Here is a 24,955-nt window from a genome sequence, read left to right as displayed (position 1 = left end):
TGTTAATCAGTCCAATTTCAACACTGCAAGAAACGCTTTCTGCGGGACTTGGACATTACCAACTTGCTTCATGCGTTTCTTGCCTTTTTTTTGTTTCTCCAATAACTTACGTTTACGGCTGACATCACCTCCATAGCATTTGGCCGTTACGTCTTTTCTAACTTGTTTTACCGTTTCACGCGCAATAATTTTCCCACCTATGGCTGCTTGTATGGCAATATCGAATTGTTGTCTTGGAATTAATTCTTTTAATTTCTCGCACATTCTTCTCCCGAATCCAACAGCGTTACTTTCATGAGTCAAAGTGGAAAGAGCATCCACGGGCTCTCCATTTAACAATATATCGAGCTTTACAAGTTTTGACGGACGAAAAGAATCGATGTGATAATCGAAAGACGCGTATCCTTTGGAGATGCTTTTCAACTTATCATAGAAGTCAATCACGATTTCACCCAGTGGTATCATAAAAATCAACTCAAGACGATTGCCGCTGACATAGTTCTGACTTACGAGTTCCCCCCTCTTATCCAAACACAAAGTCATAATCGGTCCGATATAATCAGCAGATGTTATAATGGAAGCTTTTATATATGGTTCCTCAATATGTTCAATCATGGTAGGCTCCGGCAATCCTGATGGATTATGAACTTCCTTACTTTCTCCCATCTTGTCATACACCATGTAACTGACGTTGGGCACGGTAGTTATTACATCCATGTTAAATTCCCTGTCAAGTCGTTCCTGTACGATTTCCATATGGAGCAAACCTAAAAAGCCGCACCGAAAGCCAAATCCCAAAGCCTGTGAACTTTCAGGAAGAAAGGTAAGAGAAGCATCGTTGAGCTGCAATTTTTCCAATGAAGCGCGCAAATTCTCATAATCATTGGGATCAATCGGATACACACCGGCAAATACCATGGGTTTCACCACTTGAAAACCGGCAATGGCTTGTTCGCAAGGTTGCTCAATATGAGTAATGGTATCTCCCACTTTTACTTCTGTGGCATTTTTTATTCCGGAAATAATATAGCCCACTTCTCCCGTTGATAATTCTTTGGTAGGCTTCATGTCCATTTTTAACACCCCCACCTCATCTGCATCATATTCCATACCCGTTTGAACAAACTTTACCTTATCGCCTTTTCGAATCACTCCGTTTGTCACCTTGCATAGAGTGATGATGCCTCTGAAAGAATTGAATATGGAGTCGAATATCAATGCTTGCAAAGGAGCATTTTTATCACCAACGGGACACGGAACGCGTTCAACGATTGCTTCCAATATCTTGGAAACCCCATCGCCCGTTTTTCCGCTGGCACGAATAATGTCCTCTCGTTCACAGCCAATAAGTTCAATGATTTCATCTTCTACCTCTTCAGGCATGGCGTTGGGCATATCTATCTTATTAACAATAGGAATTATTTCCAAGTCATGATCTATGGCCATATAAAGATTAGATATAGTCTGAGCTTGCACTCCTTGAGTAGAATCAACAATTAGCAAGGCTCCCTCACAAGCCGCTATGCTTCTCGAAACCTCGTATGAGAAATCTACATGTCCCGGCGTATCAATCAAATTCAGAATATATTTTTTTTCTTGATACTCGTATTCCATTTGGATGGCATGACTTTTAATGGTAATTCCTCTCTCACGTTCCAAATCCATGTTATCCAGCATCTGACCTGCCGTTACTTGGATGGTATTTGTATATTCAAGAAGGCGGTCTGCCAATGTAGATTTCCCATGATCTATGTGTGCAATGATGCAAAAATTTCTTATATTTTCCATTGGGGGTGTTATCTTTTATTATGCAAATTTACCAATAAAAAACGAGAAATAAGAAAGAACAATTTATAAAAATGCGCAAAAAAGCTTATCTTTGCAACGGTGAGCTCATGGGTAAAGAATATCTAATTGTGAGGTCATCTTACCTTTTTATCATATAAACATAAAGACATGAAGAAACTAATTCCATTATTCCTAATTTTTCTGATACCGGTTGCTTGTCAGGAAAATTTGGAAGAACGTGTGGCAAAAGAATGTAAAGAGTACACAACAAAAAGATGTCCAACACCAATAAGGAATAATACACGTATGGATAGTATGAGTTTTGATACCGATACTCGAACCATTCGTTACTATTATAGTATCTTTAATGAAGCGGATAATCCTAAGATTATCGAATCCAACAAGAAACAATTGTTCCAAACGCTGCTAAAAGCCGTAAGGAATGAAACAAACACCAAAGCATACAAAGATGCAGGATTCAATTTTCGTTATACCTATCACTCCGGGAAAGCCCCTCAGAAGACATTGCTGGATATTAAACTAACAAAAAACGATTATCGAAAGTAACAATTCATGAGGGTACAACCATTCGTTGGATTTATTAATTATGGGTATGACCAACAATGTCCTAAATATTCTTCATTCACCCATCCAAAACTTACCTTTTGCTTTCCAAAAGCTAAGCTTTTGCAATGCAAAAGGTCATGAATTAGCCTGCAAAAGCTTAGCTTTTAAGTCGCAATTAATATCACACTGATTATCAATAGATTACAAAGCATACCTCGAAGGCTGTTTTTGTAATATAATTTCGCAGTACTGATCAAGACGAATGTTCGCTATCAAGCGTCTGTTTACCATCACTTACGCGAGTTCGGGATAAGAAAATCTTTAGAAAAGTTCCAATTGTCTTGATTATCCTCTGTCAGCGAACACTTTTCCATATAAGACTTTTATAAATACGCTCCACACACGTTAATCTCGTCGGTAATACAGAATATTTCAGCAACTTTATCTTTGGTAATCATCGCTTTGTTTTTATTTGTACTTATTGATTTTCAACCATAAAGTACAAATAATAAGCGAGATTACCAACTTTTTAAGAACTTTTCTTATCCCGAACTCGCGTACATGATGGAACGCTACTTCTCACACGATGGCGACATGACCGTTATCGACGACCTCACCGAGAATCTTTTGCATACAATGAAAAATTGCGAGCTTCTGTGAAAATATACAAGGCATGAGCTTTAGATGATAACATTCGACCAAAAGCAAATATACAAATAGCTGGCTATTGGGAATTTTTCATTTGCCTCAACAAATCTTTTTGGCGCTGATTCAAAGATGTTGGCATAGTTACATTATAAGTGATTATTAAATCCCCATAAGTACCATTCCCTCTATCGTAGCCTTTGTCTTTCAATCTCACTTTTGATCCATTTTGAGTATAGGGTTTTACTTTTAATTTTATTTTCTTGTTAGGGGACAAAGAAAGGATAATCTCACCGCCTAAGATTGCCGTATAGAAGTCCAAATTGATTTTAATTTTTCTATCCGCAACTTTTTCAGATTTGGGGTGTCCCATATACATTTCGGCATTTTGTCTCTTTTCTTTCATGCCAAAGAGATCCTGAAAGAAGCTGCTAAACCCTTCTGAAGAAAAAGAATTGAAATCAAATCCATCAAAAGGACTTGCTCCTCCCCTATTGTCCCATTCGGTTGCCCTTCCTCCAAAATTCTCATACGCCTCGGCATTACGCCATTGCTCACCATATTTATCATATTTGGCACGCTTTTCAGGATTACCAATTACATCATAAGCTTCAGACAATGCCTGAAACTTAGCCTTGGCTTTCGGATCATTGGGATGAAGATCGGGATGGAATTGTTTTGCGCGCTTCCTATAAGCTGCTCTTACATCCTTTTGTGGTATATTTTTATTTACTCCAAGTATTTTATAATAATCTATAAATGCCATATTTTGTTCCTCCTTATTATGAAAAGAATAGCAAAACACATGCCATTTAGTCCATTCTTGATTTATAATCTTCGTAAGTATATGTTCTTAACATCTCCAATTCATTATTCGTACGAAGCATGGCTATTGAAGGGTGAGATATACCATTAAACATATTAGTTTTTACAGTTGTATAATGCAGCATATCTTCAAAAATAATATTTTCACCTATTTGCAAGGGATGGTCAAACTTCCATGACCCCATCCAATCGCCACTCAGGCAGCTGTTACCACCAAGCCTATACGTATAAGGATGTTGTGGCTTATTGATTAACATAACTTCGGCACCTCTGACATGAGGGTGGTAAGGCATTTCCAAGCAATCGGGCATATGGCAAGTAAAGCTCACATTGAGGATAGCCGTCTTAATGTTGCTATCTTCAACAATATCTATTACTTGACACACCAAACACCCCGTATTCCATGCGAAAGCGCTTCCGGGTTCTAATATTACATGTAGCCAAGGATATTTTTCACGGAATGCCTTGAGCACTTTTATCAATGTATTGACATCATAATCTGAATGGGTCATGAGATGTCCGCCACCAAAATTAATCCATTTCAGTTGGGGGAACCAAGCAGAAAACTTATCCTCTATATGCCCTAATGTTCTTACAAAGACATCGCTACCATTCTCGCAATGACAATGCACGTGAAACCCCTCTATTCCGTTTGGTAATTTATCCGGCAACTTTTTATTCGTAACGCCAAAACGAGTACCCGGCGCGCAGGGATTGTACAACATTGTTTTTATTTCAGAATATTCCGGATTAACACGCAAACCAACAGAAAGGTTTGGATTGGCTTTCTTCGCACTCTCGAAAAAACGATAAAATTGAGAAAGGGAGTTAAAAATTAAATGAGAAGAACATTTGGAAATCTCATCAATTTCATAAGCTGTGTAGGCAGGCGAAAAAGTATGAGTTGGCACTCCAAATTCTAAAAAGCCTAATTTCGCTTCATATAGAGAAGATGCCGTTGTGGCACCTATATATTCCTTGAATATTGGGAATGTCTTCCATAGAGCATAAGCTTTAAACGCCAAAATAATATCCACACCAGCTCGTTTGGCAACATCAGCTATCAACGACAAATTGCTGCGCAATTTTGCTTCTTCCAATATATATATAGGTTGCCCTATTTCCCTAAATGTTGAAGAATTTACTTTCATTCTGCAAAAGTAGCAAATAATTTGTGAAACTCGGAAATAATATCTACCTTTGCAAGCAAAATAAAAGAGGGAATGAAGCTGGTCATTATGACTAAGTCCACTTTTTTTGTGGAAGAAGATAAGATATTGACAATACTCTTCGAGGAAGGACTGGACAATCTGCATATCTCGAAGACAGATCATTCACCCCATTATGCAGAGCGGTTGTTATCTTTGATACCATCCAATTATCACAGATTTATAACTGTTCATCAGAATTTCAATCTAACGAAAGAGTTCTCACTTGCCGGAATACATTTAGACGCAGACACGATCATTCCTCCTAAAGATTTTAGAGGAAGAATCAGTAGCACTTGTTCTGATATTCTAAAATTAAAAGACACGAGAAAGAGGTTTGCGTATGTCACTCTTAAAAATATCAACGATGGAATTGAATATCCTATGGAACGAAAATCACTTTTCATACCAGAGTTAAAAGAACTACAAAGGCAAGGTTTGATTGGAAGACATGTTTATGCAATGGGAGGAATAAAACTTAGCGACATTCCATCTTTGAAAGAATATGGATTTGGTGGGGTTGTAGTATGTGGCGCGCTATGGCAGAAATTCAATATCCAGCACGCTACTGACTTTAAATCAATTATCGCATATTTTAAGAAGTTAAAACAGGCTGTAGAATAAAGTCTTCATAAATAAACCTTATATAAAACTATAAACAACAAAAAAAATGAGTGAAAACAACTCTTTTTTGGTCTTCTCAGGGACAAAGACGCGATACCTCGCAGAAAAGATTTGTGCGAGTTTGGGTTGTCCTTTAGGCAATTTAGTCGTAACAAGATTTTCTGACGGTGAATTTGTGGTTTCATACGAACAAAGTATTCGTGGAAAAGACGTATTCCTTGTTCAGAGCACATTTCCAAATTCAGACAACCTCATGGAATTGCTTCTCATGATAGATGCCGCCAAACGCGCCTCTGCCAGAAACATTATCGCAGTTATCCCCTATTTCGGATGGGCACGGCAAGACAGGAAAGATAAGCCGCGCGTTAGTATTGGCGCAAAGCTCATCGCTGACTTGTTAAGTGTTGCGGGTATTGACAGACTAATGACCATGGATCTTCATGCCGATCAGATTCAAGGGTTCTTTGACGTACCGGTTGACCATCTTTATGCGAGTGGTGTTATCCTGCCCTATTTACAAAGCTTGCAACTAAAAGATTTGGTTATTGCAAGTCCCGACGTAGGCGGTTCAAAGCGTGCCAATACTTTTGCGAAATATTTGGGATGTCCACTTGTTCTCTGTAACAAGACAAGGGCTCGCGCGAACGTGGTTGCCAGTATGCAAATCATAGGAGATGTAAAAGATAAAAACGTTGTTATCGTTGATGACATGGTTGACACCGCGGGAACGATTACAAAAGCTGCAGACATCATGAAAGAGGCTGGGGCCAAGAGTGTGAGAGCTTGTGCATCGCATTGTGTAATGAGCGGTCCTGCAACAGAACGTGTAGAGGCTTCATCTTTGGAAGAAATCGTATTCACCGATTCAATACCCTACACTGATCGTTGTTCAAAAGTGAAACAAATTTCTGTAGCCGATATGTTTGCGGAAACGATCAGAAGGGTTGTGAATAATGAAAGCATTTCCAACCAATATTTGGTTTAATAGATAAAAGAATAAAAAGGCAATTGAGATTTCCCAATTGCCTTTTTATTCTTTTGAATTAAGCCGACTATACCTGAACTTTTTGAATGAGCTGATCAACTGTCAGACTCAATTGTTCCCCGGTCATCATATCCTTCAGTGTCAGCTTACCTTCCTTCATTTCGGTTTCACCTACAATTGCAACAAAAGGAATTTGCTTGGCATTGGCATAACTCATTTGTTTCTTCATCTTCGTTTCATCCGGAAACACCTCCGTCCTTACTCCGGCTTTTCTAATCTTACTAACCATTGGCAAGATATATTCCGTTTCTTTCCAACCAAAATTTACGAACAAGAGTTGAGTATTGGTTATATTTCTTTTGGGGAAAAGCTTTAATACATTCAATACATCATATATTCTGTCGGCACCAAAACTGATACCCACTCCCGAAAGTCCCGGCATACCAAATATTCCCGTTAGATTATCATATCTACCTCCGCCGGTGATTGACCCTATTTCCACATCAAGCGCTTTCACTTCAAATATTGCACCTGTATAATAGTTAAGACCGCGAGCCAGAGTCAAATCCAATTCTATTTCATTGGATAGACCGATTTGCCTCAACGTATCAAGAATAAACCTTGTTTCTTTTACTCCTTTCAAGCCCATCTCACTTTCAGACAAAACATGTGAAATCGTTTCGAGTTTCTCTTCGTTTGTTCCTGACATTCTTAAAATGGGTTGCAGCCGTTCAACAGCATTTGTGGCAATTCCATCTTCAATCAATTCAGCATTCACCTTTTCAAGTCCAATCTTGTCTAACTTGTCAATGGCAGTTGTTATCTGAACTATCTTATCTTGGGCGCCAATTACTTCTGCAATACCAGACAAAATTTTTCTGTTATTTATCTTAATCTTTATCCTGATTCCAAATCGTACGAAAACCGTATCAATAATTTGCATCAGTTCCACCTCGTTAAGCAGCGACTCGGAGCCAACCACATCTGCATCACACTGGTAAAACTCTCTATATCTTCCTTTTTGTGGACGATCTGCTCTCCAAACAGGTTGTATTTGATAACGTTTGAACGGCAATTGTAATTCATTCCTATGCATCACCACGTAGCGAGCAAAAGGTACCGTTAAGTCATAGCGCAAACCTTTTTCCGCCAATCTCGTTTGAAGTTTTAATGTGTCCCTGCCCAAGAGGTCTTCATCAGTTATTCCTTTGAAGTAATCCCCCGAATTTAATATCTTAAAAAGAAGTTTGTCGCCTTCCTCGCCATACTTACCCATGAGAGTCTGCAAGGATTCCAGTGCAGGTGTTTCTATTTGCTGAAAGCCATAAATTGCATAGACCTCTTTTATCGTGTTGAATATATAATTACGTTTAGCCATTTCCATCGGACCGAAATCGCGCGTACCCTTTGGAATGGAAGGTTTGTTTGCCATATATTTTTTATCTTACTATTGTTTGTTCTCTATCCGGACCTATTGATACAATCCCTATTCTTGTTTCAAGAAAATCTTCCAAGAACTTCATATACTCTTTAAACTCGGTTGGGAATTGTTCTTCCGATTTAAACTTTGTCATATCTATCTTCCACCCCTTGAATTCTTTATAGATAGGTTTTACGCCGTTCAGATCAAAGGGTAATTCTTCTGTCTTCTCACCATTTGGAAGGACATAGCCAACACAAGCCTTTATGGTATCGAACCCATCAAGCACATCACTCTTCATCATGATCAGTTCAGTTACACCATTTACCATAACGGAATAACGCAACTGCACCAAATCCATCCAGCCACAACGTCGTTCTCTTCCGGTAACCGCACCATATTCATGTCCCAAATCGCGAATGCGTGCTCCTGTCTCATCAAACAATTCCGTTGGGAAAGGTCCTGAACCTACACGAGTGCAATAGGCTTTCATAATTCCATAGACATTTCCTATCTTGCTGGGACCTATTCCCAATCCCACACAAGCTCCCGCAGCAATTGTGTTTGAAGAAGTTACAAACGGATAGGAACCGAAATCCACGTCAAGCATAGTTCCTTGTGCTCCTTCGCAGAGAAGGGTTTTACCATCGCGAAGAATGTGATTTATCTCATGTTCGGAATCTACAAACATGAACTTCTTCATATACTCTATGCCTTCCATCCACGTCTTTTCCATTTCGTCTAAACCGGTAAAGTCCGTCCATCCCAAAGCAGCCAACATTCTAAGGTGCCGTTCCTTATGAAGTCTGTACTTTTCGTCGAAATCATTGAGAATATCTCCTACTCTCAACCCATTTCTACTTGTCTTGTCGGTGTAGGTAGGACCGATACCTTTTCCTGTTGTCCCCACTAAGTTTTTCCCTTTTGCCATTTCGTTGGCCTTGTCCAAAAGTCGGTGGGTAGGCATGATAAGATGTGCTTTTTTGGATATATGCAATCTCGTCTTCAACGGATGTCCGGAACGCTCCAATTCTTTGGCTTCATTCATGAATAAATCAGGAGCCAAGACAACACCGTTACCAATGATATTGATTTTACCTCCTTGAAAAATACCGGACGGAATGGATCTCAAGACATACTTCTGACTTTCAAACTCTAAGGTGTGCCCAGCATTCGGACCACCTTGAAAACGTGCCACCACATCGTAGCGAGGAGTAAGGACGTCTACTATTTTTCCTTTACCTTCATCGCCCCATTGTAACCCTAAGAGGATATCAACTTTACCTGTTTTCATTAGCTTTATCTTCTTTCTGTTGTTTTATCTTGTTACGCTGTCGGGAAATTTTAGCCTGACAACGTGAACATACTCCATATAAATAGAGGGTGAAACCATCTTTTCGGAAGCGCGACAATTTAATATTCTCGATAGCATCCACTATCCTATTTGCATCTATTTCCGTTACAGATCCACATACTGTGCAAATCTGGTGAATGTGATCATCATTATTGTAACAAGCCTCATACTTCGTCTGACCAATAAATCGATGCCTAACTACCAAACGTAGCTCTATGAAAAGTCGCATGGTATTGTAAAGAGTGGCTCTTGAAACACGAAAGTTGAGTGCTTCCATCTTTACCCCCAACTCATCGAGAGAAAAATGCTTGTGCATATCGTACACTGCGTCAAGAATGGCAAATCGCTCAGGTGTCTTGCGGTGATTGTTCATCTCAAGATAACCATCAAGAATGTTTCTTACTTTTTCTTTTATAGTTTCGTTTGTCACGATTTGTTGATTAAATTTCTACAAAGTTAGTCTTTTTTGAAAAGATAGGCTCAACATACTGACAAAAAAAAGTTAAAAGAACTTCTTAATACACTTTTATGCTGTATAAGCAAAAAGGTAACAGATAGAGAGCCTTCTTAATTTGATTAAATCTCACCGATGAAGTTCTGATCCATATTGAAATTCCATACCCAGTTTAAAACGATCCGTAAAGTATGTGATTTCTCGCCTGGAAAGTCCTATATCTTCTGCCATATTCTTCCAATGCTTCATATTCCTTACCATGTCCATAATAATACCTCTTGCGGTTGTATCATTCAACATATAAAATCCATGGGCATTGTAAAGACGGTTGAGAGAACTGTCGTTTGTGTTGGCATCAATAAGACATTTAAAAGAAATAATTATTCTGCTGCATTTGATTCACAAAACTGCACCTAATGGAAAATTAGTAAACTCTATCAATAATCTCAAGTTAAATAGTCTTTTACCGCATTCGTTTTGTGATGTTCCCATCAGGTGTTAATTTTACTTCAATAACATAGTTGGTCGATGCATCCGGTATTCCTATGATTGCATCAAAGGATAAAGCATTTTTGTCGGCATGAGTAAATTCAAATCGTCTTAAAATGCTTTTGTTAAGGAAATCCTTTCCTATCAATGATTCGAACTCTTGTTTGCGAAATTGATGAGAATAAATATTTTTTCCTCCCATCGAAACATTCACAGCTGCCACATTATCCAAATAGGTGTTATCCACTCCTATTCCAAGTTCACTGAATGAGGACTTTATTATTCTGTCAGAGGTTGTTGAGACAGAAATATGGCAATCCACAAAACCAACTTCCAATCTTACCAAAGTATCTGTTTCTTGTCGCTGAAAGGTATTCATCGCATAAACGTGATAGTCGAATGCCGAGGTTAAGAACTTGTTGTCGGATTTTAACAGATTAACTTCCTCCCCATTCTCATTGATGAACTTAAAGAATGAGTCAGCTTGTTTTATTATCTTATATGTATTGATTTCAGCTCCTTCAAGATACAAAGAATCGTTGTAAATCCAAAATTTGGCAGGCATACTGGCAGAGTCAGGATAAAAAATACTGTCCCCCTTAATCAATAGGGCAGCAGCTCCATTCTCATCGGTCCACAGCCCCTGCATCATTTGCTTTGCCTGTTTATCTTCACGGTTCATCAATGAGGTTTTATCTTTCGACCCACAAGAAAAGAAAAACGAGAAAACAATTACAACAATGTATAAACGTTTCATATCCATTCGGTTAATATGGAAAATACTATTCAAAAACATCTGCCTCCGCCAACGATACGGCACGCATTTCATCCTTTTCAGACAAGCGGACTTGTTCCATGTCAATAGGCCATTTAATGCCTATTGTGGCATCATTCCATCTAATGCTAACCTCACTTTGGGGATGATATATATTATCTACCTTGTAAGTGAAAACAGCTTCTTCAGAGAGAACTAAAAAGCCATGAGCGAACCCTCGCGGAATAAAAAATTGTTTTTTGTTCTCTTCGGATAGCTCCACCATTACATATTTTCCGAAAGTAGGGGAACTTTTTCTAAGATCGACTGCCACATCCAGCACCTTTCCTTTTATTACACGTACCAATTTAGCTTGCGACATTTCAGCTTTTTGATAGTGAAGACCTCTTAAAACACCATAGCATGATTTCGATTCATTATCTTGTATGAACTCTACGTGTCTTCCTATATGCTTGTCAAAATCGGATTGGTTCCATGCTTCAAAAAAATAGCCACGCGCATCATTGAACACCTTAGGCTCTATCACCCACACGCCTTCTATTTCCGTCTTCTTGTATTCCATCTATTGCTATACCCATTTTGTTGATATGGCAAAGTTATAAAATTATATTGAATTGCAAAAAGAAAAGTGTCAATATCTTTGGATGAACGCTTCTTATCCCTCCTTCCCAAGTGTAAATAGTGATATATATAAGAGGTACATATCGGGATAAATTGGGGAACGGTGAAACAGAGCGTTTATCCTTGCAGTAAAACATAAAAACAAGGTTGGCAAATCATTAAAGCACCTTATACTTTGCAAATTTTAGCAGTAACTGTTTTGTACCGGCGTTGCGAAATTCCACCGTTGCCTTGGCGTTCTCCCCCACTCCGGCTAATTGCAACACCTTACCGATTCCAAATCGCTGATGTTCTATCATCGCTCCCACACAAATTCCTCCATTCACGTCTTTTTTTAGCGCAGAGACTGAAGATGTCTCCGGGATGATTTTACCACCATGTTCTTGGTCAGAGATAATCATTGAGAGTTTTTTGAATTTTCCGCCCTCACGAAGCAGCCTCTCCCGAGTGCGTTGGGACAAAGGATTGATGGGTTCTTCCATGCTCCTCTGTTCCGTTATTTTTGGTTTGAAATCGGCTTTAAACTGACTTGCCACCGGTTTTGAATTTTGGAATCGTATGTTTACGTTTGCGTCAGAGTTGTTCCATAAGCTCTTCCTAAGTTTATTGTTACCTGGGTCAAAATCAGCGGAGTTGGGTTCTTCATCCCATGGCATTTTCTTGTAGCCGGATAATGACGCCGACATTGGGTCAAGCTCAACAAACTTTGTGTCAATATCCTTCAGAAACCTGCTCGGAGTATCGAATTGCATCGTTCCATAACGGAATCTGTTTCTGGCATTGGTAATGACGCAATGCTTCTTCGCACGTGTAATTGCTACATAAAACAAGCGTCGTTCTTCTTCCAACTCCCTTTTTGAATTTGCCGACATGGGACTTGGGAAAATATTTTCTTCCACCCCCACGATGAATACGATGGGAAATTCCAATCCTTTCGCAGCATGAATTGTCATTAAAGTAACTTTCGGGGCGCCGTCATCTTCTTTATCCAAATCAGAATAAAGTGCCACTTCACGAAGAAAGTCCGTGAGATAAGTCTCGTCCTCACGCCCTTCTTCCAGGTTGGCTTCCACAAAAGCATGCATTGCCGATAAAAACTCTTCTAAATTCTCTTGTCTAACCAAATCTTCCGGTTCTTTGTTTGCATACAGTTCAGCAGACAATCCGCTTGTTTTTATGATTTCTTTGCCTAATTCATACGCATCGGTTGTGGGAACTTTCCTTACAAACCCACTGATTAAGCTAACAAAGTCGGACAGCTTGGAGATGGTTCCCTTATTCACATTCAGTCCGTAGGTCTCCGGAGCATTTATTACTTCCCAAAGGCTTATTCCATTCTCCTCCGCACATTGAGTGATTTTATGTAAGGTCGTATTGCCGATGCCTCGTGCCGGATAGTTGATTACCCTTCGGAAAGCCTCTTCATCATGTTGATTGGCCGTCAGCCGGAAATAAGCGATAATATCTTTGATTTCCTTACGCTGATAGAAAGACAATCCTCCATAAATACGATACGGTATGGCGTTTCTCCTCAATTCATCTTCAAACGATCTACTTTGCGAATTGGTGCGATAAAGGATGGCAAAGTCGTTATATGCAAAGTTTTCTTGTGCCTTCAGATGTTTCAGCTCGTTCATGACAACCATGGCTTCTTCCTTATCACTGTAACAAGGTTTATAAACGATCTTATGTCCCTCGTCCTCCTTGGAATAGACCTCTTTGGGTATTTGCCTTTCATTGTGTTTCATCAATGAGTTTGCCGCCTGAACGATACATTGGGTTGAACGATAATTACGTTCCAACTTAAACAACTTTGCATTCTCAAACTTTTTCTTGAAATCAAGAATATTGTCAATATTGGCACCCCGAAACGAATAAATGCTTTGATAGTCATCCCCCACAACGCAAACGCGTCTGTGGCGCATTGCCAGCTGTTGAACGATGGCCACCTGTACATAATTCGTGTCTTGGTATTCATCTACGAGGATATATTGAAATTGTTCCGCATACTTCCCGGCAACGTCGGTATGATTCTTGAAGAGCAGGTAAGTATTCAATAACAAATCATCAAAATCCATTGCATTTGCTTGTCGGCATCGGGTGTTGTAGGCAATGTATATCTTGCTTACCTCCGGCATACGTCGTGCTTTGTCGCGTTCCAGAGCCGCCCTGTCGCCGGCGTATGCCTCTGCCGTAATCAGATGGTTTTTGGCGATGGAGATAAATCCGTGAACCGTAGCAGGTTTATACACTTTCTCATCCAGTCCCATCCCTTTGATTATCGTTTTCAACAAAGAGCGAGAATCACTCTCGTCATAAATGGTAAAGTTGGGGTCGTAATTAATCTTTGCTGCTTCCACTCTGAGAATCTTCGAGAAGACAGAATGAAAAGTCCCCATCCGCAGATTGTAAGCCTTCTTACTCCCCACCAATGTGGTAATTCTTTCTTTCATCTCCTTTGCAGCCTTATTTGTGAAAGTGAGTGCGAGAATATGATAAGGCGCCAAGCCTTTTTCTATGAGATAAGCTATCTTGTACGTCAGCACACGCGTTTTCCCGGATCCTGCCCCGGCGATTACAAGCGATGGCCCGTCGCAGTACTCCACCGCCTTACGCTGACTTTCGTTCAATTCTTCCAATAGTCTCAAGCTATTTTCTTCCATGTCAATATCCAATTACAAAAATCAATGTTCTTTTGGAAAAGCGGGAATTGTCCTCATTTGTCTTTCTATCTCCCGTGTTCGTTTCCGCATATAGGGTCCAGGCTTCTTCGATGAGAACCTTCGCGGATTGGGTAATGTTGCTGCTATCAGGGCACAGTCGCTTCGGCTTAGGTTCTTCGCATCCAAGCCAAAATTTCGTTTCGCGCATGCCTGCACCCCATAAATGCCGTCTCCCATTTCTATGGAGTTCAGATAAACTTCCATGATTCGCTGTTTGCTCCACATCGATTCTATCAGGAAGGTGAAGTAAGCCTCCAATCCCTTGCGAACCCAAGAACGCCCTTGCCATAAAAACACATTCTTCGCCGTTTGCTGTGAAATGGTAGAACCTCCCCTAAGTTTCTTTCCGCCTTCCAAATGATCTACGGCAGCCTGTTCTATCGCCTGATAATCGAACCCATGATGAGTAAGGAAGCGTTGATCTTCACTTGCCATTACCGCAACCGGCATCGATTTCGGCATCTTCTCCATGGATATCCATTCATGATACAATTTAACATCCTTGTTTTCGGCAATCTGCTCAAAACATCTTGAAAACATCAAGGGAGTAAAATAAACAGGTATGAACCTGTAGATAACGACAGCCAAAATAGTGGAAACGAACATCACTCCTATTGTCCATCGAATCACTTTTAAAATTTTCTTAATTATCATGGCTGCAAAGATACGAAAATATCGCAGATAGTAATATTTTTGCAGCCTATCTTTTTAAATAACTTGGTTATGTGTGACGTTTTAACCCCAATCGGTCATTAGGATTTCTCGATGTTGTATGGCAGTGAGAAATTCTTTATCTTTTCCCAATGGTGTTCTAATCACCATGAAATTATATTACAAAGACTGTGCTTGAGACAAACTGCGTAATCTATTGCTAATCAGTGAAATATTAATTGTTATTTAAAAGCTTAGCTTTTGCACTCCAATTCATGACCTTTTGCAATGCAAAAGCTTACCTTTTACGGAGCAAAAGCTAAGCTTTGGATGGGTGAATGAAGAAAATTTAGGACATTATTGAATTTTTGACTCAGTAGAAATTTCTACTGAGCCCTGAGCCTGCTTCCGTTACCACACAAATGAACATAGACCAAAAAAGGACTTAGAATAGTCTAAGTCCTTAGTGATTCCGGAGGGATTCAAACCCGCAACCTCTTGATCCGTAGTCAAGTGCTCTATTCAGTTGAGCTACGGAACCATTATTTATGGTCGCAATCCTTTATTTTGAATTGCGAGTGCAAAGGTATGTTTTTTTTTTATATCCTCCAAACTTTTCTTGATGTTTTTTACAAATAATTTTATAGTTCGTCATGCAAAGCCGGTAATGTGACGTGGTAATAAACTGCGACAAAGCGGATTATGCAAATTAGGAGAAATGTAGCAATTGCTGTTATGGTAATATTTATATCAAGATACCACATGCCCCAATATAATAATCCACCTGCGACACTTGCGATGGCATATATTTCTTTGTGGAAGATAACAGGGACATTATTTAATAATATATCTCGAATGATGCCACCTGCAACTCCCGTGATACAGCCCATTACGATTGCAAGCCAGAAAGGATGTCCTAATGATAGTGTTTTTTGCAGTCCTGCAATCGTAAAGAAAGCCAGTCCCAAAGTATCAAACACAAACCATGCATTATCCAATTTTTTTAACAATTTTCTCGATATGATAGCGAGAGCCAATGCGAGAGTTGTAAAGAAAAGGTAGCGGATATCCGTAGTCCAAAATGGCGATACCCCTAACATGACATCGCGTATGGTACCTCCGCCAATGGCAACGGCAAATCCACAAACATAACCGCCGAACCAATCGAACTTTTTTGCAGCAGCATGCCTTATTCCCGATATGGCAAAAGCAAAAGTTCCTAAGGTTTCAATTACAACCTGTAAGGTTTGTAACAGCTGGGGATCGTTATATGTCATTAAAATTCTTCTTTATTTATTGATTACATTTTGAGGCTTACCTTGAATGAATGCCTTGATGTTCTCTACTGCTATTTCTAATAGTCTCTTTCTTGCTTCAATTGTTGCCCATGCGATGTGTGGGGTGATGAAAGCATTGGGTTGTTTAAGCAAGGGTAGATCATTCTGAGGTGGCTCTTGTGTGAGCACGTCAGCGCAATAAGCTTTCAGTTTTCCATTTTCCAAAGCAGTGAAAACGGCTTTCTCATCAACGAGCCCACCACGACCGGTATTAATCAGTATGGTTCCTTGATGCATTTGTTCAAATGCTTTCTCATTTATCATCTTAGAATTGTCAGGAGTCAGTGGACAGTGAAGCGTGATAACATTCGCTGTACTATACAAACCCTCCAAAGTGGTTTTGCGAATCCATTCGGGCAAATCTCCGCTCTCTTTGCTTGTGTAGGCGGAAATATCCATTCCCAAAGTGTGACCAATTTTCGCCACTTTGAATCCGATGTTTCCCAACCCGATAATTCCCAAAGTCTTGCCAGCTAATTCCACTAGCGGTTTGTCCCAATAGCAGAAAGTATCCTTGCTGCTCCACACTCCCTTTCTTGTTTCCGAAGCATAATAATCCACATGAGTTGCCACATTGAGTAAATGGGCGAACACCATCTGCGCTACGCTGTCGGTACTATACGCCGGAATGTTTGTAACTATAATTCCTTTATTCCTCGCTGCGGAAATGTCTATGTTGTTGTATCCGGTGGCAAGTTCTCCAATGTATTTTAATTTGGGTAATTGTTCGATAATATCTTCGGCAATTTCAATTTTATTAACAAGTAAGATATCAGCATCTTTTGCCCTTTCGATGACTTGCTCCTTATTGGAATTATCATAGACAACAAAATCTCCAAGCTGCTTGAAAGCGTCCCAGGAAATATCACCGGGATTGGCAGCGAAACCATCTAAATCAACTATTTTCATCTTCAAGTCCTTTTGTTTTATATCTATCTTCCCAACATTTCATCATCCATTGGTAATGTTTTTCTTCTTGATGCGAATGTTGCGGAAACCAGAATCGTGATTTTTTTAACGAATCCGGTAAGTATTGTTGTTTTGTAAAATGCGCAGGATAATCGTGTGGGTATTTATACCCATCATGATAACCTAACTCAGACATTAGCTGTGTGGGAGCATTGCGAAGATGGAGTGGAACTGGTTGGTTTCCACTTTTTCTCACTTCGTCCAATGCAGCATCAATGGCGAGGTAAGCCGAGTTACTTTTAGGCGATACGGATAAATAAACTGCTGCTTCAGCTAATGGGATTCTTGCCTCCGGCCAGCCAATTTTCATCACAGTGTCAAAAGCAGCATTTGCCAACAACAATGCGTTGGGGTTTGCCAATCCTATATCTTCCGCCGCGCTGATGACAAGTCTTCTCGCGATAAATTTAGGATCTTCTCCTCCTTCAATCATCCGTGCCATCCAATACAATGTTGCATCGGGGTCGCTTCCTCTAATGGATTTGATAAAAGCTGAGATGATGTCATAGTGCATTTCTCCATCTTTATCGTATGTCATTGAGTTTTGTTGAAGACAGCTTGCTACAAGGCTATTCGTAATTTCCACCTTGTTTTCTCTTATGGTGCCAACCACCAATTCTAATATGTTGAGAAGTTTTCTTGCATCTCCGCCACTGTACCTAAACAAAGCTTCGCTTTCAATTATTTGGATGTCTTTGTCTTTCAAATAAGTATCTGTCTTTATAGTTCTTTCCAACAGACTTGAAAGTTCCTCTTTATTTAGGCTCTGCAATACATAAACCTGGCATCTTGACAGCAATGGTCTGATAACTTCGAATGATGGATTTTCTGTTGTTGCCCCTATGAGTGTAATAATTCCTTTCTCGACAGCGGGCAACAATGAATCTTGTTGTGACTTAGAAAACCTGTGAATTTCGTCTATGAAAAGGATGGGTGGCAAGGAGTTGAAGAAACGATTATTCTTAGCACGTTCCAAAACATTACGAACATCTTTGACTCCACTTGTAACTGCAGATAAAGTATAAAAAGGGGTTTCCAACTTATTAGCGATAATTTGCGCCAATGTGGTTTTGCCCACCCCCGGAGGTCCCCATAATATAAAGGAAGAGATATGTCCCGAATCTATCATATTGCGCAAGACTGCTCCTTTGCCGACCAAATGTTTTTGACCGACATATTCATCAAGTGTGTGAGGTCGCATGCGTTCCGCTAAGGGCTCCATATCCTAAATACATTAATAATATTAATGCAAAGATAGTAAAAGTATTTGATTTATAATAACAGTTGCATTGATTTTTATTCTCTGAACTTTTTTTTAATAAAATGTTTGGAAGTTCACGCATTTGTACTTACTTTTGCAGCGATTTTCAAATAAGCTTTTGGATAATTTTAGGTTAGGAAAATATATGAAGCGACAAGGACAAACACTGACTTTAAAAACATTGACTAAGAAGAATGTATGGAATATTCAAGAGAATGATGTTTTCAGATTGTGGTCACAGGCTCAACGTGATGCGGATCTAAAAGAAAATAGTCATCATTACTTGGATATTATAAAGTCTGCTTTCTTCATTGAAGAAGTGAAAGTAGATAAAGTTGAGGTTATTCGGAAGTATGAAGAACGAGGTTGCAAAGTTGGTAGCGTCCGTTTTGATAATGGCACACCTGTTAAATGGGCCATAAAGAAAAAAAATATCACACGAATAAATGATTTGAATACGGATAATATTCATCATGTTTCCGCTGCCAAACTCATTGAGATTCTTGAAAGGAACTTTGGAGGGGGATGGGAAAGTTTGCCTCAATCCGTACAAAGTGTTATTCAAAGTGCATTTGAAGTTTCGACAACCACTCTGCCTACAGAAAGACTCAAGAAAACAGGAGGATTGTATGAGATGAAATTAAAGGAAGGCTTTGAAATCTTGGAAATAACAAAGGGTTCATGGACTGAAGCCATTTTCGTAAAGGAGCTTTCAACAGGAGATGGCACTCAATCGGGAAAAGTCGATGATGAGATGTTAGATTCGGAAGGGAATATTCTATGTAAAGATGATATTGATGATTCGGAAATTGAGGAAGATGAGTTCGATGACGATAAGCTGACGGAAGAAAGTTATCATACGACATTCGATGCCGGTCCTGAGGTTTTGGAAATGGAATCGGAAGATGTGGTAGATGACGATTTCTAACTGATAAATTATCACAGGGATTAGGGATGGGTTAAAAGCTCATCCCTTTTTTGTTGTTTTTTTTGCTTAATCAGTCTGTTTTTGAAAGAAAGAGATAAAACGTGAAAATGTGGGCTTTTACTTTTCAATAACTATTAAGTTATCAGATGATTATGTCTTTTTGAAAATGTATAAAAGCAATTCAACACTTTTATAGCTAAAATAATATAAAAAACTTGAATTTGTAAAATAAAAGAATTATATTTGCAAAAGGAATAAAGCGATCGTTTTTTTTATCTTAATCTTATGGGAAAGTATAACATTACAGAGAAAAAGAAGAAAGTTGCCGCTTATCGCAGCTTGGTCAGCCCTCAGCTGATGGACGAACTAAAGGATAAGATTTTGAATGTTATACTTATCCAGCAAAAATATAAAGACAAGAATTTCTCAGCAAAGCAGTTAGCTGAGATGTTGGGTACTAACACGAGATATATTTCCGCGGTTGTTAATGTGCGGTTTCACATGAACTATACGTCTTTCGTAAATAAGTTCCGTATTGAAGAAGCGATGGGCTTGTTAGTCGATAAGAGATATAAGGATTTAACTATTGAAGACATTAGCGATATGGTGGGTTTTTCCAATCGTCAATCTTTTTATGCCTCGTTTTATAAAATTAATGGCATCACTCCGCGACAATACAGATTAAACCATACCAACCCCATGTCTAAAGAAGCTAATCGACTAAAGAATGGCAACGGTGAACAGAACAAATAACACCCCCTCAATAGATCTTGTGACTCAGATGAACCAAAAAGTTTTTGATTTTTCAAACGAAAGATTTGATGATATACAGATCTTAAGATACCATTTGTGTGGGTTTGAGAAACTTTCACTAAGGCAGAAAAAATATGTTTATTGTCTGTCGCAAGCCACACTTTGGGGAAGAGATATAACCTTCGATCAGTTTGGCAAATATAACTTGAAAGTCAGGAGAGCGTTGGAAGCTATCTTTCTTTCCAAGTTCAAGGAAGAGAGTGATGATTTTCGAGCCTTGGAGTTGTATCTGAAGAAAGTATGGTTTGCGAATGGAATATATCATCATTATAGTTCGGATAAGTTTGTTCCCGGCTTCTCCAAAACTTATTTTGTCGATGCACTTCATCATGTAGATATTTCATTGCTTAGATTGGACGAAGGTGAAACGCTTGAGACCTTTATTGCGAATCTCGAGAAAGTTTTATTCGACCCAAACTATTTACCTAAACGAGTCAACAAGGCAGATGGTCAGGATATTGTGAAGACTTCGGCTTGCAACTACTATGAGCATGTCTCTCAAGCAGAAGTGGAACAGTTTTATGAGCATAAAAAAAAAGAAAGCCCATGACAATCCTCCATCTTTTGGTTTAAACTCGAAGGTAATTAAAGAAAACGGAGTGATAAGAGAACTTGTCTGGAAGGCCGGTGGACAATATGGTAGTGCGATAAGACGAATAATAGAATGGCTTGATAAGGCAAAACGATATGCTGAAAATTCACGTCAGGTTCAGACTATAGAGTTATTAATTAAATTCTATAAATCAGGAAATCTTACTGATTTCGATAATTATTCCATTGCATGGGTGAATGATTTAGAGGGACAAGTGGATTTTATTAATGGTTTTATTGAAGTTTATGGCGACCCTCTTGGCTATAAAGGCTCTTGGGAGGGCATCGTACACTATAAGGACTTAGAGGAGACAAAGCGAACAAGACTTATTTCTGACAATGCACAATGGTTTGAGGACAATTCTCCAACAGACAAGAGGTTTAAGAAGTCGGAAGTGAAAGGGGTAACTGCAAATGTGGTTTGCGCGGCAATGCTTGGTGGTGATGAATATCCATCAACGGCAATAGGAATTAACTTGCCCAATGCCGACTGGATAAGGGCGGAACATGGTTCGAAAAGCGTAACTATCTCCAATCTGATTCACGCTTACGATGAAGCATCAAAGAACAATGGCTTCTTGGAAGAGTTTGTTATTGACAAAGGAACTTTGGACTTAATAAAACAGTATGGAAATCAGACAGATATTCTTCACACCGATATACACGAATGTTTGGGACATGGAAGTGGAAAACTCTTGTCGGGCATAGACACTGATGCATTAAAGAATTATGGAAATACCATAGAAGAGACTCGAGCCGATCTCTTCGGACTTTACTATATGCCGGATGATAAGCTGCTAAGTTTAGGTTTGTTAAATTCGGAAGAAGCTTACAAAGCACAGTATTATTCTTATTTAATGAACGGTTTGCTGACTCAGCTCGCACGTATCAAACCCGGCAAATCCATCGAGGAGGCCCATATGCAAAACCGTGCATTGATAGCAAGATGGGCATTGGAGCTTGGTAAGAAAGCGAAAGTCGCGGAATTGATTTCCATATCAGGGAAGACGTTTTTGAGAATAAATGATTATTTGGCTCTTCGAGATATTTTTGCATATGAGTTGGCAGAAATTCAACGCATCAAGAGCGAAGGGGATTTCGACAAGGGCAGACAATTAGTGGAAAAGTACGCCATCAACATTGATCTCACCCTGCATAAGGAAATTTTATCAAGATATGATAGTCTTGACATTGCGCCATATAAAGGGTTCTTAAACCCGAAAATGGAAATTGTTCATAATGCCTCGGGAGAAATAGCAGACATTCGAATTGATTACACGGAGAGCTATACTGATCAGATGTTGAGATATTCAAATGAATACGGAATATTATGAATGAGGAAAAGAGCGAAACATTAAAGGAGATAAAAAGGTCTTTCCGCCTATTCATGGATGGAGCCACATCGAGTTCAATGAGAAAAAAGGGCTTGAATTATAAAATAAATTGGGGCATTCCACTACCATCGTTGCGAAAAATCTCAAAGGGCTATGGCAAGAATTTTGACTTAGCCATTGAGCTTTGGAAAGAGCCGATTCGAGAATGCAAAATCATGGCGACATACATCATGCCGGCGGAAAGAATGTCGCGCGAGCTGGTGGATGTTTGGATGGAAGCGGTGGATAATCAAGAACTTGCGGAACTAATAGCATTCAATTTGTTGAAAAATCTCTCGTTTGCTCCATCGCTGGCTTATGAATACATCGCATCGGAAAAGAAAATGCTTCAGATTTGTGGCTATCAATTGCTCGCCGCCCTTTTTGCCGATGGAAAGGAACCGAACGAACGTGGAATCAATGAATTTCTGGATCAGGTTCAAACCGCATTGAAGAGCGGTGAAATGGGAATAAAGCATTCGGCTTACAATTGCGTTTGTCGCTTTTGCGAACTTGGCGATATTTATGAACAAGTTGCGATAAAAGCTCTCTCAGAATTTGATCTGTTGTAATTTTTCACGAAGCATCAACCGTGTCTTTGTCTCTTTTTTTCAATCCTAACCAGAGTTTCATCCCTTATTTCTTCCAATCCCCTTTCCGTTGCCCTTGACTTCATCACTTTGCCATGCTGTCATATAGCGCATCAGTTGAAATTTAGTGAGGAAGCATAAATTCGAGCAAGTCTGTATAGAAAGAACTTCTCATCCTGTTTTACGGTGAATAACCCCATCACGCGCCTCTATAGAGCTGTGCTCAACGTCTCTATAGAGACGTGTGTTACGCCTCTATAGAGACATACTTAACGCCTCTATAGAGACGTACTTGACACCTCTATAGAGACGTTTTACGCTTACTGAAAAGGCTTTTCCGATTGATGCTTTTTCAATCATCCTCTTTCATGTTTTTCTCATCAATTCATCAGGATTTCCCGATGTTGCATGACCATGGAAAATCCTTTGTCGCTTCCCAATGGTTTCCTGAAAGATGTTGTTATTTCCACACAAAGTCGTGTCAAATCATGAGACCGGACGTATTCTGTTCCAATGTCGGATAACACATGCCTCCTTATGCCTCCAATTCGTATTCAGGTGATGGCAGACAGATGCTTGACAGCGAACATTCGACCCGCCCGGCATTACGAAATCATATTACAAAAACCACGCTCGCGACACGATTCGTAATCTGTTGATAATCAAGACGATATTAATCTGGATTTAAAAGCTTGCCTTTTACGCCCCGATTCATGACCTTTTGCAGTGCAAAAGGTAAGCTTTTACAGAGCGAAAGCTAAGCTTTGGAGAGATGGATGAAGAATTATCAGGACATTATTGAACTTTTCCCATCTCATCGGAAAGAATTTTCGCGTTTTGAAAGCTTAGTTTTTGAAATATGATTTGTAAGCTATTGATTATCATATTAAACGAAGCCTCTTGAAGTGCTTTTCAGATTCTGTAATACCAAAAGAGCAGTTTGTTAATCCAAGAAAAGGAAAAGTGGAACCATCTGTAAGAACTCACGGGTTTTCCGCCAAAGCTAAGGATGAAGTTACGGTAACGCGACCTTTTGAAAGGCAAGCCCACGTTGAGAATTTGAATATGCTCTTTTCCTTGTCGATAAGCCGTCCGGATGGCATGCCAAATGGTGGCATGATAGGGATAATGCAGCAAATAGCGTTTTTTTAACGCAGTGTCATACCATATCATGGCATTCTTGTCGGAATCAACCACTACGCTTCCGCCTATAATCTTATCCTTATAAGTGGTTACATAGATATGTCCGTTGATGCTATTTCCAATCAGGTGAAAAAGTTTTTCATCGGGAATGTGTCTTTGTTTTCTGAATCGGTAATACGACTTAATGAGTTTATAAAGAATTGTAATTTCTTCATCGTTATCAGCCTCGCGTGTCATGATTCCCGTCTTGTAGGCTCTTCCGATGCGGTAGAGTGCTTTCTCATTGGCTCTTTCCTCCGGGCGTTTGCTGTGGAGCGAATGATGAATTTGCAACCATGGCACGGGGAAAAACCCATGCCTTCTTAGGACTTTATAGCCAAACATTTTTCGAGAGATATGACTTATCTCCATGTGGTGGCAGTCGTGTTCTCTCAGATGTTCTACTAAGGAATCAAGAAGCGCAGCGAAGATAGTGTTTTTTTCTTTGAACGAGATAGTTTTGTCATACGTTCCCTCCCCATAGATGCGTGCATGATTGGAGGTGCGAAAAGGAATAAATGTGGGCTGTCTTTGGATAATGGCTAAAATTTGTCCGTGTATCTCTCCCTTTTTGTTGCGGGCAATAGCCATACAAGGAAACATACGGGGGGTATGTTCCACTATCCAAAACAACTCCCGACTATGAAAAAAATCATCATTGAAGAGTTGTGGAAGTTCACTGCTTTGTGTGATTATCTCGACTTCCATTTTTACTTACAATGCAAAAATAGCAAATGTTTTCTAAAATAGCAATGGAAATGTTGTTTTTAACCGGTATTTTA

The 24,955-nt window shown here is 39.4% G+C and carries 20 protein-coding genes, 1 tRNA gene and 1 pseudogene; 7 read left to right on the top strand and 15 right to left on the bottom strand.

What is annotated here, in order from left to right; all coding sequences use genetic code 11:
- Window positions 1-6 precede the first annotated feature (6 nt).
- On the bottom strand, window positions 7-1,788 hold the full coding sequence (lepA, locus tag E0E16_RS02815; protein ID WP_130828733.1) for a translation elongation factor 4: 1,782 nt from the start codon (window positions 1,786-1,788) through the stop codon (window positions 7-9).
- Window positions 1,789-1,956: 168 nt separating this feature from the next.
- On the opposite strand from lepA, the gene E0E16_RS02810 reads away from it, so the two are divergent.
- The gene (locus E0E16_RS02810) at window positions 1,957-2,355 is read left to right on the top strand and encodes a DUF8479 domain-containing protein (RefSeq protein WP_130828732.1); all 399 of its coding nucleotides are present in this window, start codon (window positions 1,957-1,959) and stop codon (window positions 2,353-2,355) included.
- A 724-nt stretch (window positions 2,356-3,079) separates the two neighbouring features.
- On the opposite strand, the gene E0E16_RS02805 is transcribed toward E0E16_RS02810, so the two are convergent.
- Both E0E16_RS02805 and nspC read right to left on the bottom strand, forming a co-directional pair.
- Window positions 3,080-3,766, bottom strand: a complete 687-nt coding sequence (locus E0E16_RS02805; RefSeq protein ID WP_130828731.1) for a DnaJ domain-containing protein — start codon at window positions 3,764-3,766, stop codon at window positions 3,080-3,082.
- A gap of 46 nt (window positions 3,767-3,812) precedes the next feature.
- A complete protein-coding gene (gene nspC, locus E0E16_RS02800) occupies window positions 3,813-4,976 on the bottom strand; it encodes a carboxynorspermidine decarboxylase (RefSeq protein WP_130828730.1) in 1,164 nt (387 codons plus the stop codon).
- Between the two features lie 72 nt (window positions 4,977-5,048).
- On the opposite strand from nspC, the gene E0E16_RS02795 reads away from it, so the two are divergent.
- Together E0E16_RS02795 and E0E16_RS02790 are read left to right on the top strand one after the other, a co-directional pair.
- The gene (locus tag E0E16_RS02795) at window positions 5,049-5,657 is read left to right on the top strand and encodes a beta/alpha barrel domain-containing protein (RefSeq protein WP_130828729.1); all 609 of its coding nucleotides are present in this window, start codon (window positions 5,049-5,051) and stop codon (window positions 5,655-5,657) included.
- 46 nt (window positions 5,658-5,703) lie between these two features.
- Window positions 5,704-6,642, top strand: coding sequence for a ribose-phosphate pyrophosphokinase (locus tag E0E16_RS02790; protein ID WP_130828728.1), 939 nt, complete (start codon window positions 5,704-5,706; stop codon window positions 6,640-6,642).
- Between the two features lie 67 nt (window positions 6,643-6,709).
- Here the strand turns inward: E0E16_RS02790 and hisS are convergent, their stop codons facing one another.
- The 11 genes from hisS to E0E16_RS02730 all read right to left on the bottom strand — a co-directional run bounded on the left by hisS (window position 6,710) and on the right by E0E16_RS02730 (window position 18,657).
- A complete protein-coding gene (gene hisS, locus E0E16_RS02785) occupies window positions 6,710-8,074 on the bottom strand; it encodes a histidine--tRNA ligase (protein WP_130828727.1) in 1,365 nt (454 codons plus the stop codon).
- 7 nt (window positions 8,075-8,081) lie between these two features.
- Window positions 8,082-9,356 carry an adenylosuccinate synthase gene (locus E0E16_RS02780; protein WP_130828726.1) on the bottom strand — a complete coding sequence of 425 codons (1,275 nt, stop codon included), beginning with the start codon at window positions 9,354-9,356 and terminating at the stop codon, window positions 8,082-8,084.
- Window positions 9,343-9,846, bottom strand: a complete 504-nt coding sequence (locus tag E0E16_RS02775; protein WP_130828725.1) for a Fur family transcriptional regulator — start codon at window positions 9,844-9,846, stop codon at window positions 9,343-9,345. The genes E0E16_RS02780 and E0E16_RS02775 overlap by 14 nt, the downstream gene beginning before the upstream one ends.
- Window positions 9,847-10,333: 487 nt before the next feature.
- Window positions 10,334-11,116: a DUF4738 domain-containing protein gene (locus E0E16_RS02765; RefSeq protein ID WP_130828724.1), complete on the bottom strand. Its 783-nt coding sequence runs from the start codon at window positions 11,114-11,116 to the stop codon at window positions 10,334-10,336.
- A 25-nt stretch (window positions 11,117-11,141) separates the two neighbouring features.
- Window positions 11,142-11,696 carry a dTDP-4-dehydrorhamnose 3,5-epimerase gene (rfbC, locus tag E0E16_RS02760; RefSeq protein ID WP_130828723.1) on the bottom strand — a complete coding sequence of 185 codons (555 nt, stop codon included), beginning with the start codon at window positions 11,694-11,696 and terminating at the stop codon, window positions 11,142-11,144.
- A gap of 217 nt (window positions 11,697-11,913) precedes the next feature.
- Entirely contained in the window at window positions 11,914-14,418 is a 2,505-nt protein-coding gene (locus tag E0E16_RS02755; RefSeq protein WP_130828722.1) for an ATP-dependent helicase, read from the bottom strand.
- A gap of 21 nt (window positions 14,419-14,439) precedes the next feature.
- Window positions 14,440-15,132, bottom strand: coding sequence for a monofunctional biosynthetic peptidoglycan transglycosylase (gene mtgA, locus E0E16_RS02750; RefSeq protein ID WP_130828721.1), 693 nt, complete (start codon window positions 15,130-15,132; stop codon window positions 14,440-14,442).
- Window positions 15,133-15,596: 464 nt separating this feature from the next.
- Window positions 15,597-15,670: transfer RNA gene (locus tag E0E16_RS02745), tRNA-Arg, on the bottom strand.
- A gap of 100 nt (window positions 15,671-15,770) precedes the next feature.
- Window positions 15,771-16,406: a trimeric intracellular cation channel family protein gene (locus E0E16_RS02740; protein ID WP_130828720.1), complete on the bottom strand. Its 636-nt coding sequence runs from the start codon at window positions 16,404-16,406 to the stop codon at window positions 15,771-15,773.
- Between the two features lie 12 nt (window positions 16,407-16,418).
- Window positions 16,419-17,375 (bottom strand): D-2-hydroxyacid dehydrogenase, encoded by a 957-nt coding sequence (locus E0E16_RS02735; RefSeq protein WP_130828719.1) that lies wholly within the window; start codon window positions 17,373-17,375, stop codon window positions 16,419-16,421.
- A complete protein-coding gene (locus E0E16_RS02730; protein ID WP_130828718.1) occupies window positions 17,362-18,657 on the bottom strand; it encodes a replication-associated recombination protein A in 1,296 nt (431 codons plus the stop codon). Before E0E16_RS02730 ends, E0E16_RS02735 begins: the two co-directional genes overlap by 14 nt.
- 184 nt (window positions 18,658-18,841) lie before the next feature.
- Between E0E16_RS02730 and E0E16_RS02725 the strand changes: the two genes are divergently transcribed.
- The 4 genes and pseudogenes from E0E16_RS02725 (at window position 18,842) to E0E16_RS02710 (ending at window position 22,973) form a co-directional block, all read left to right on the top strand.
- Window positions 18,842-19,624: a hypothetical protein gene (locus E0E16_RS02725; RefSeq protein WP_130828717.1), complete on the top strand. Its 783-nt coding sequence runs from the start codon at window positions 18,842-18,844 to the stop codon at window positions 19,622-19,624.
- Between the two features lie 285 nt (window positions 19,625-19,909).
- The gene (locus tag E0E16_RS02720) at window positions 19,910-20,377 is read left to right on the top strand and encodes a helix-turn-helix domain-containing protein (RefSeq protein ID WP_130828716.1); all 468 of its coding nucleotides are present in this window, start codon (window positions 19,910-19,912) and stop codon (window positions 20,375-20,377) included.
- A gap of 28 nt (window positions 20,378-20,405) precedes the next feature.
- Window positions 20,406-22,362 (top strand): annotated as a pseudogene (locus E0E16_RS02715) (dipeptidyl-peptidase 3 family protein).
- The gene (locus E0E16_RS02710) at window positions 22,359-22,973 is read left to right on the top strand and encodes a DNA alkylation repair protein (RefSeq protein ID WP_130828715.1); all 615 of its coding nucleotides are present in this window, start codon (window positions 22,359-22,361) and stop codon (window positions 22,971-22,973) included. The pseudogene E0E16_RS02715 and the gene E0E16_RS02710 overlap by 4 nt, the downstream one beginning before the upstream one ends.
- Before the next feature lie 930 nt (window positions 22,974-23,903).
- Here E0E16_RS02710 and E0E16_RS02705 read toward each other — a convergent pair.
- On the bottom strand, window positions 23,904-24,881 hold the full coding sequence (locus E0E16_RS02705; RefSeq protein ID WP_130828714.1) for a GNAT family N-acetyltransferase: 978 nt from the start codon (window positions 24,879-24,881) through the stop codon (window positions 23,904-23,906).
- Between the last annotated feature and the right edge of the window lie 74 nt (window positions 24,882-24,955).

It is taken from the genome of Prevotella rectalis, assembly GCF_900607215.1.
Lineage (GTDB): Bacteria > Bacteroidota > Bacteroidia > Bacteroidales > Bacteroidaceae > Prevotella > Prevotella brunnea.
Note: the sequence above shows the minus strand (reverse complement) of the source record. Positions and strands in the feature narration are given on the sequence as shown.

What these genes read in the sequence shown, in the direction of transcription:
- E0E16_RS02810 (WP_130828732.1), top strand. Translation starts at nt 1,957, where the DNA reads ATGAAGAAACTAATTCCATTATTCCTAATTTTTCTGATACCGGTTGCT.
- E0E16_RS02805 (WP_130828731.1), bottom strand. Translation starts at nt 3,766, where the DNA reads ATGGCATTTATAGATTATTATAAAATACTTGGAGTAAATAAAAATATA.
- hisS (WP_130828727.1), bottom strand. Translation starts at nt 8,074, where the DNA reads ATGGCAAACAAACCTTCCATTCCAAAGGGTACGCGCGATTTCGGTCCG.
- E0E16_RS02740 (WP_130828720.1), bottom strand. Translation starts at nt 16,406, where the DNA reads ATGACATATAACGATCCCCAGCTGTTACAAACCTTACAGGTTGTAATT.
- E0E16_RS02725 (WP_130828717.1), top strand. Translation starts at nt 18,842, where the DNA reads ATGAAGCGACAAGGACAAACACTGACTTTAAAAACATTGACTAAGAAG.
- E0E16_RS02755 (WP_130828722.1), bottom strand. Translation starts at nt 14,418, where the DNA reads ATGGAAGAAAATAGCTTGAGACTATTGGAAGAATTGAACGAAAGTCAG.
- E0E16_RS02790 (WP_130828728.1), top strand. Translation starts at nt 5,704, where the DNA reads ATGAGTGAAAACAACTCTTTTTTGGTCTTCTCAGGGACAAAGACGCGA.
- E0E16_RS02705 (WP_130828714.1), bottom strand. Translation starts at nt 24,881, where the DNA reads ATGGAAGTCGAGATAATCACACAAAGCAGTGAACTTCCACAACTCTTC.
- E0E16_RS02780 (WP_130828726.1), bottom strand. Translation starts at nt 9,356, where the DNA reads ATGAAAACAGGTAAAGTTGATATCCTCTTAGGGTTACAATGGGGCGAT.
- E0E16_RS02765 (WP_130828724.1), bottom strand. Translation starts at nt 11,116, where the DNA reads ATGAAACGTTTATACATTGTTGTAATTGTTTTCTCGTTTTTCTTTTCT.
- nspC (WP_130828730.1), bottom strand. Translation starts at nt 4,976, where the DNA reads ATGAAAGTAAATTCTTCAACATTTAGGGAAATAGGGCAACCTATATAT.
- lepA (WP_130828733.1), bottom strand. Translation starts at nt 1,788, where the DNA reads ATGGAAAATATAAGAAATTTTTGCATCATTGCACACATAGATCATGGG.
- E0E16_RS02795 (WP_130828729.1), top strand. Translation starts at nt 5,049, where the DNA reads ATGAAGCTGGTCATTATGACTAAGTCCACTTTTTTTGTGGAAGAAGAT.
- E0E16_RS02710 (WP_130828715.1), top strand. Translation starts at nt 22,359, where the DNA reads ATGAATGAGGAAAAGAGCGAAACATTAAAGGAGATAAAAAGGTCTTTC.
- E0E16_RS02735 (WP_130828719.1), bottom strand. Translation starts at nt 17,375, where the DNA reads ATGAAAATAGTTGATTTAGATGGTTTCGCTGCCAATCCCGGTGATATT.
- rfbC (WP_130828723.1), bottom strand. Translation starts at nt 11,696, where the DNA reads ATGGAATACAAGAAGACGGAAATAGAAGGCGTGTGGGTGATAGAGCCT.
- E0E16_RS02720 (WP_130828716.1), top strand. Translation starts at nt 19,910, where the DNA reads ATGGGAAAGTATAACATTACAGAGAAAAAGAAGAAAGTTGCCGCTTAT.
- E0E16_RS02730 (WP_130828718.1), bottom strand. Translation starts at nt 18,657, where the DNA reads ATGGAGCCCTTAGCGGAACGCATGCGACCTCACACACTTGATGAATAT.
- mtgA (WP_130828721.1), bottom strand. Translation starts at nt 15,132, where the DNA reads ATGATAATTAAGAAAATTTTAAAAGTGATTCGATGGACAATAGGAGTG.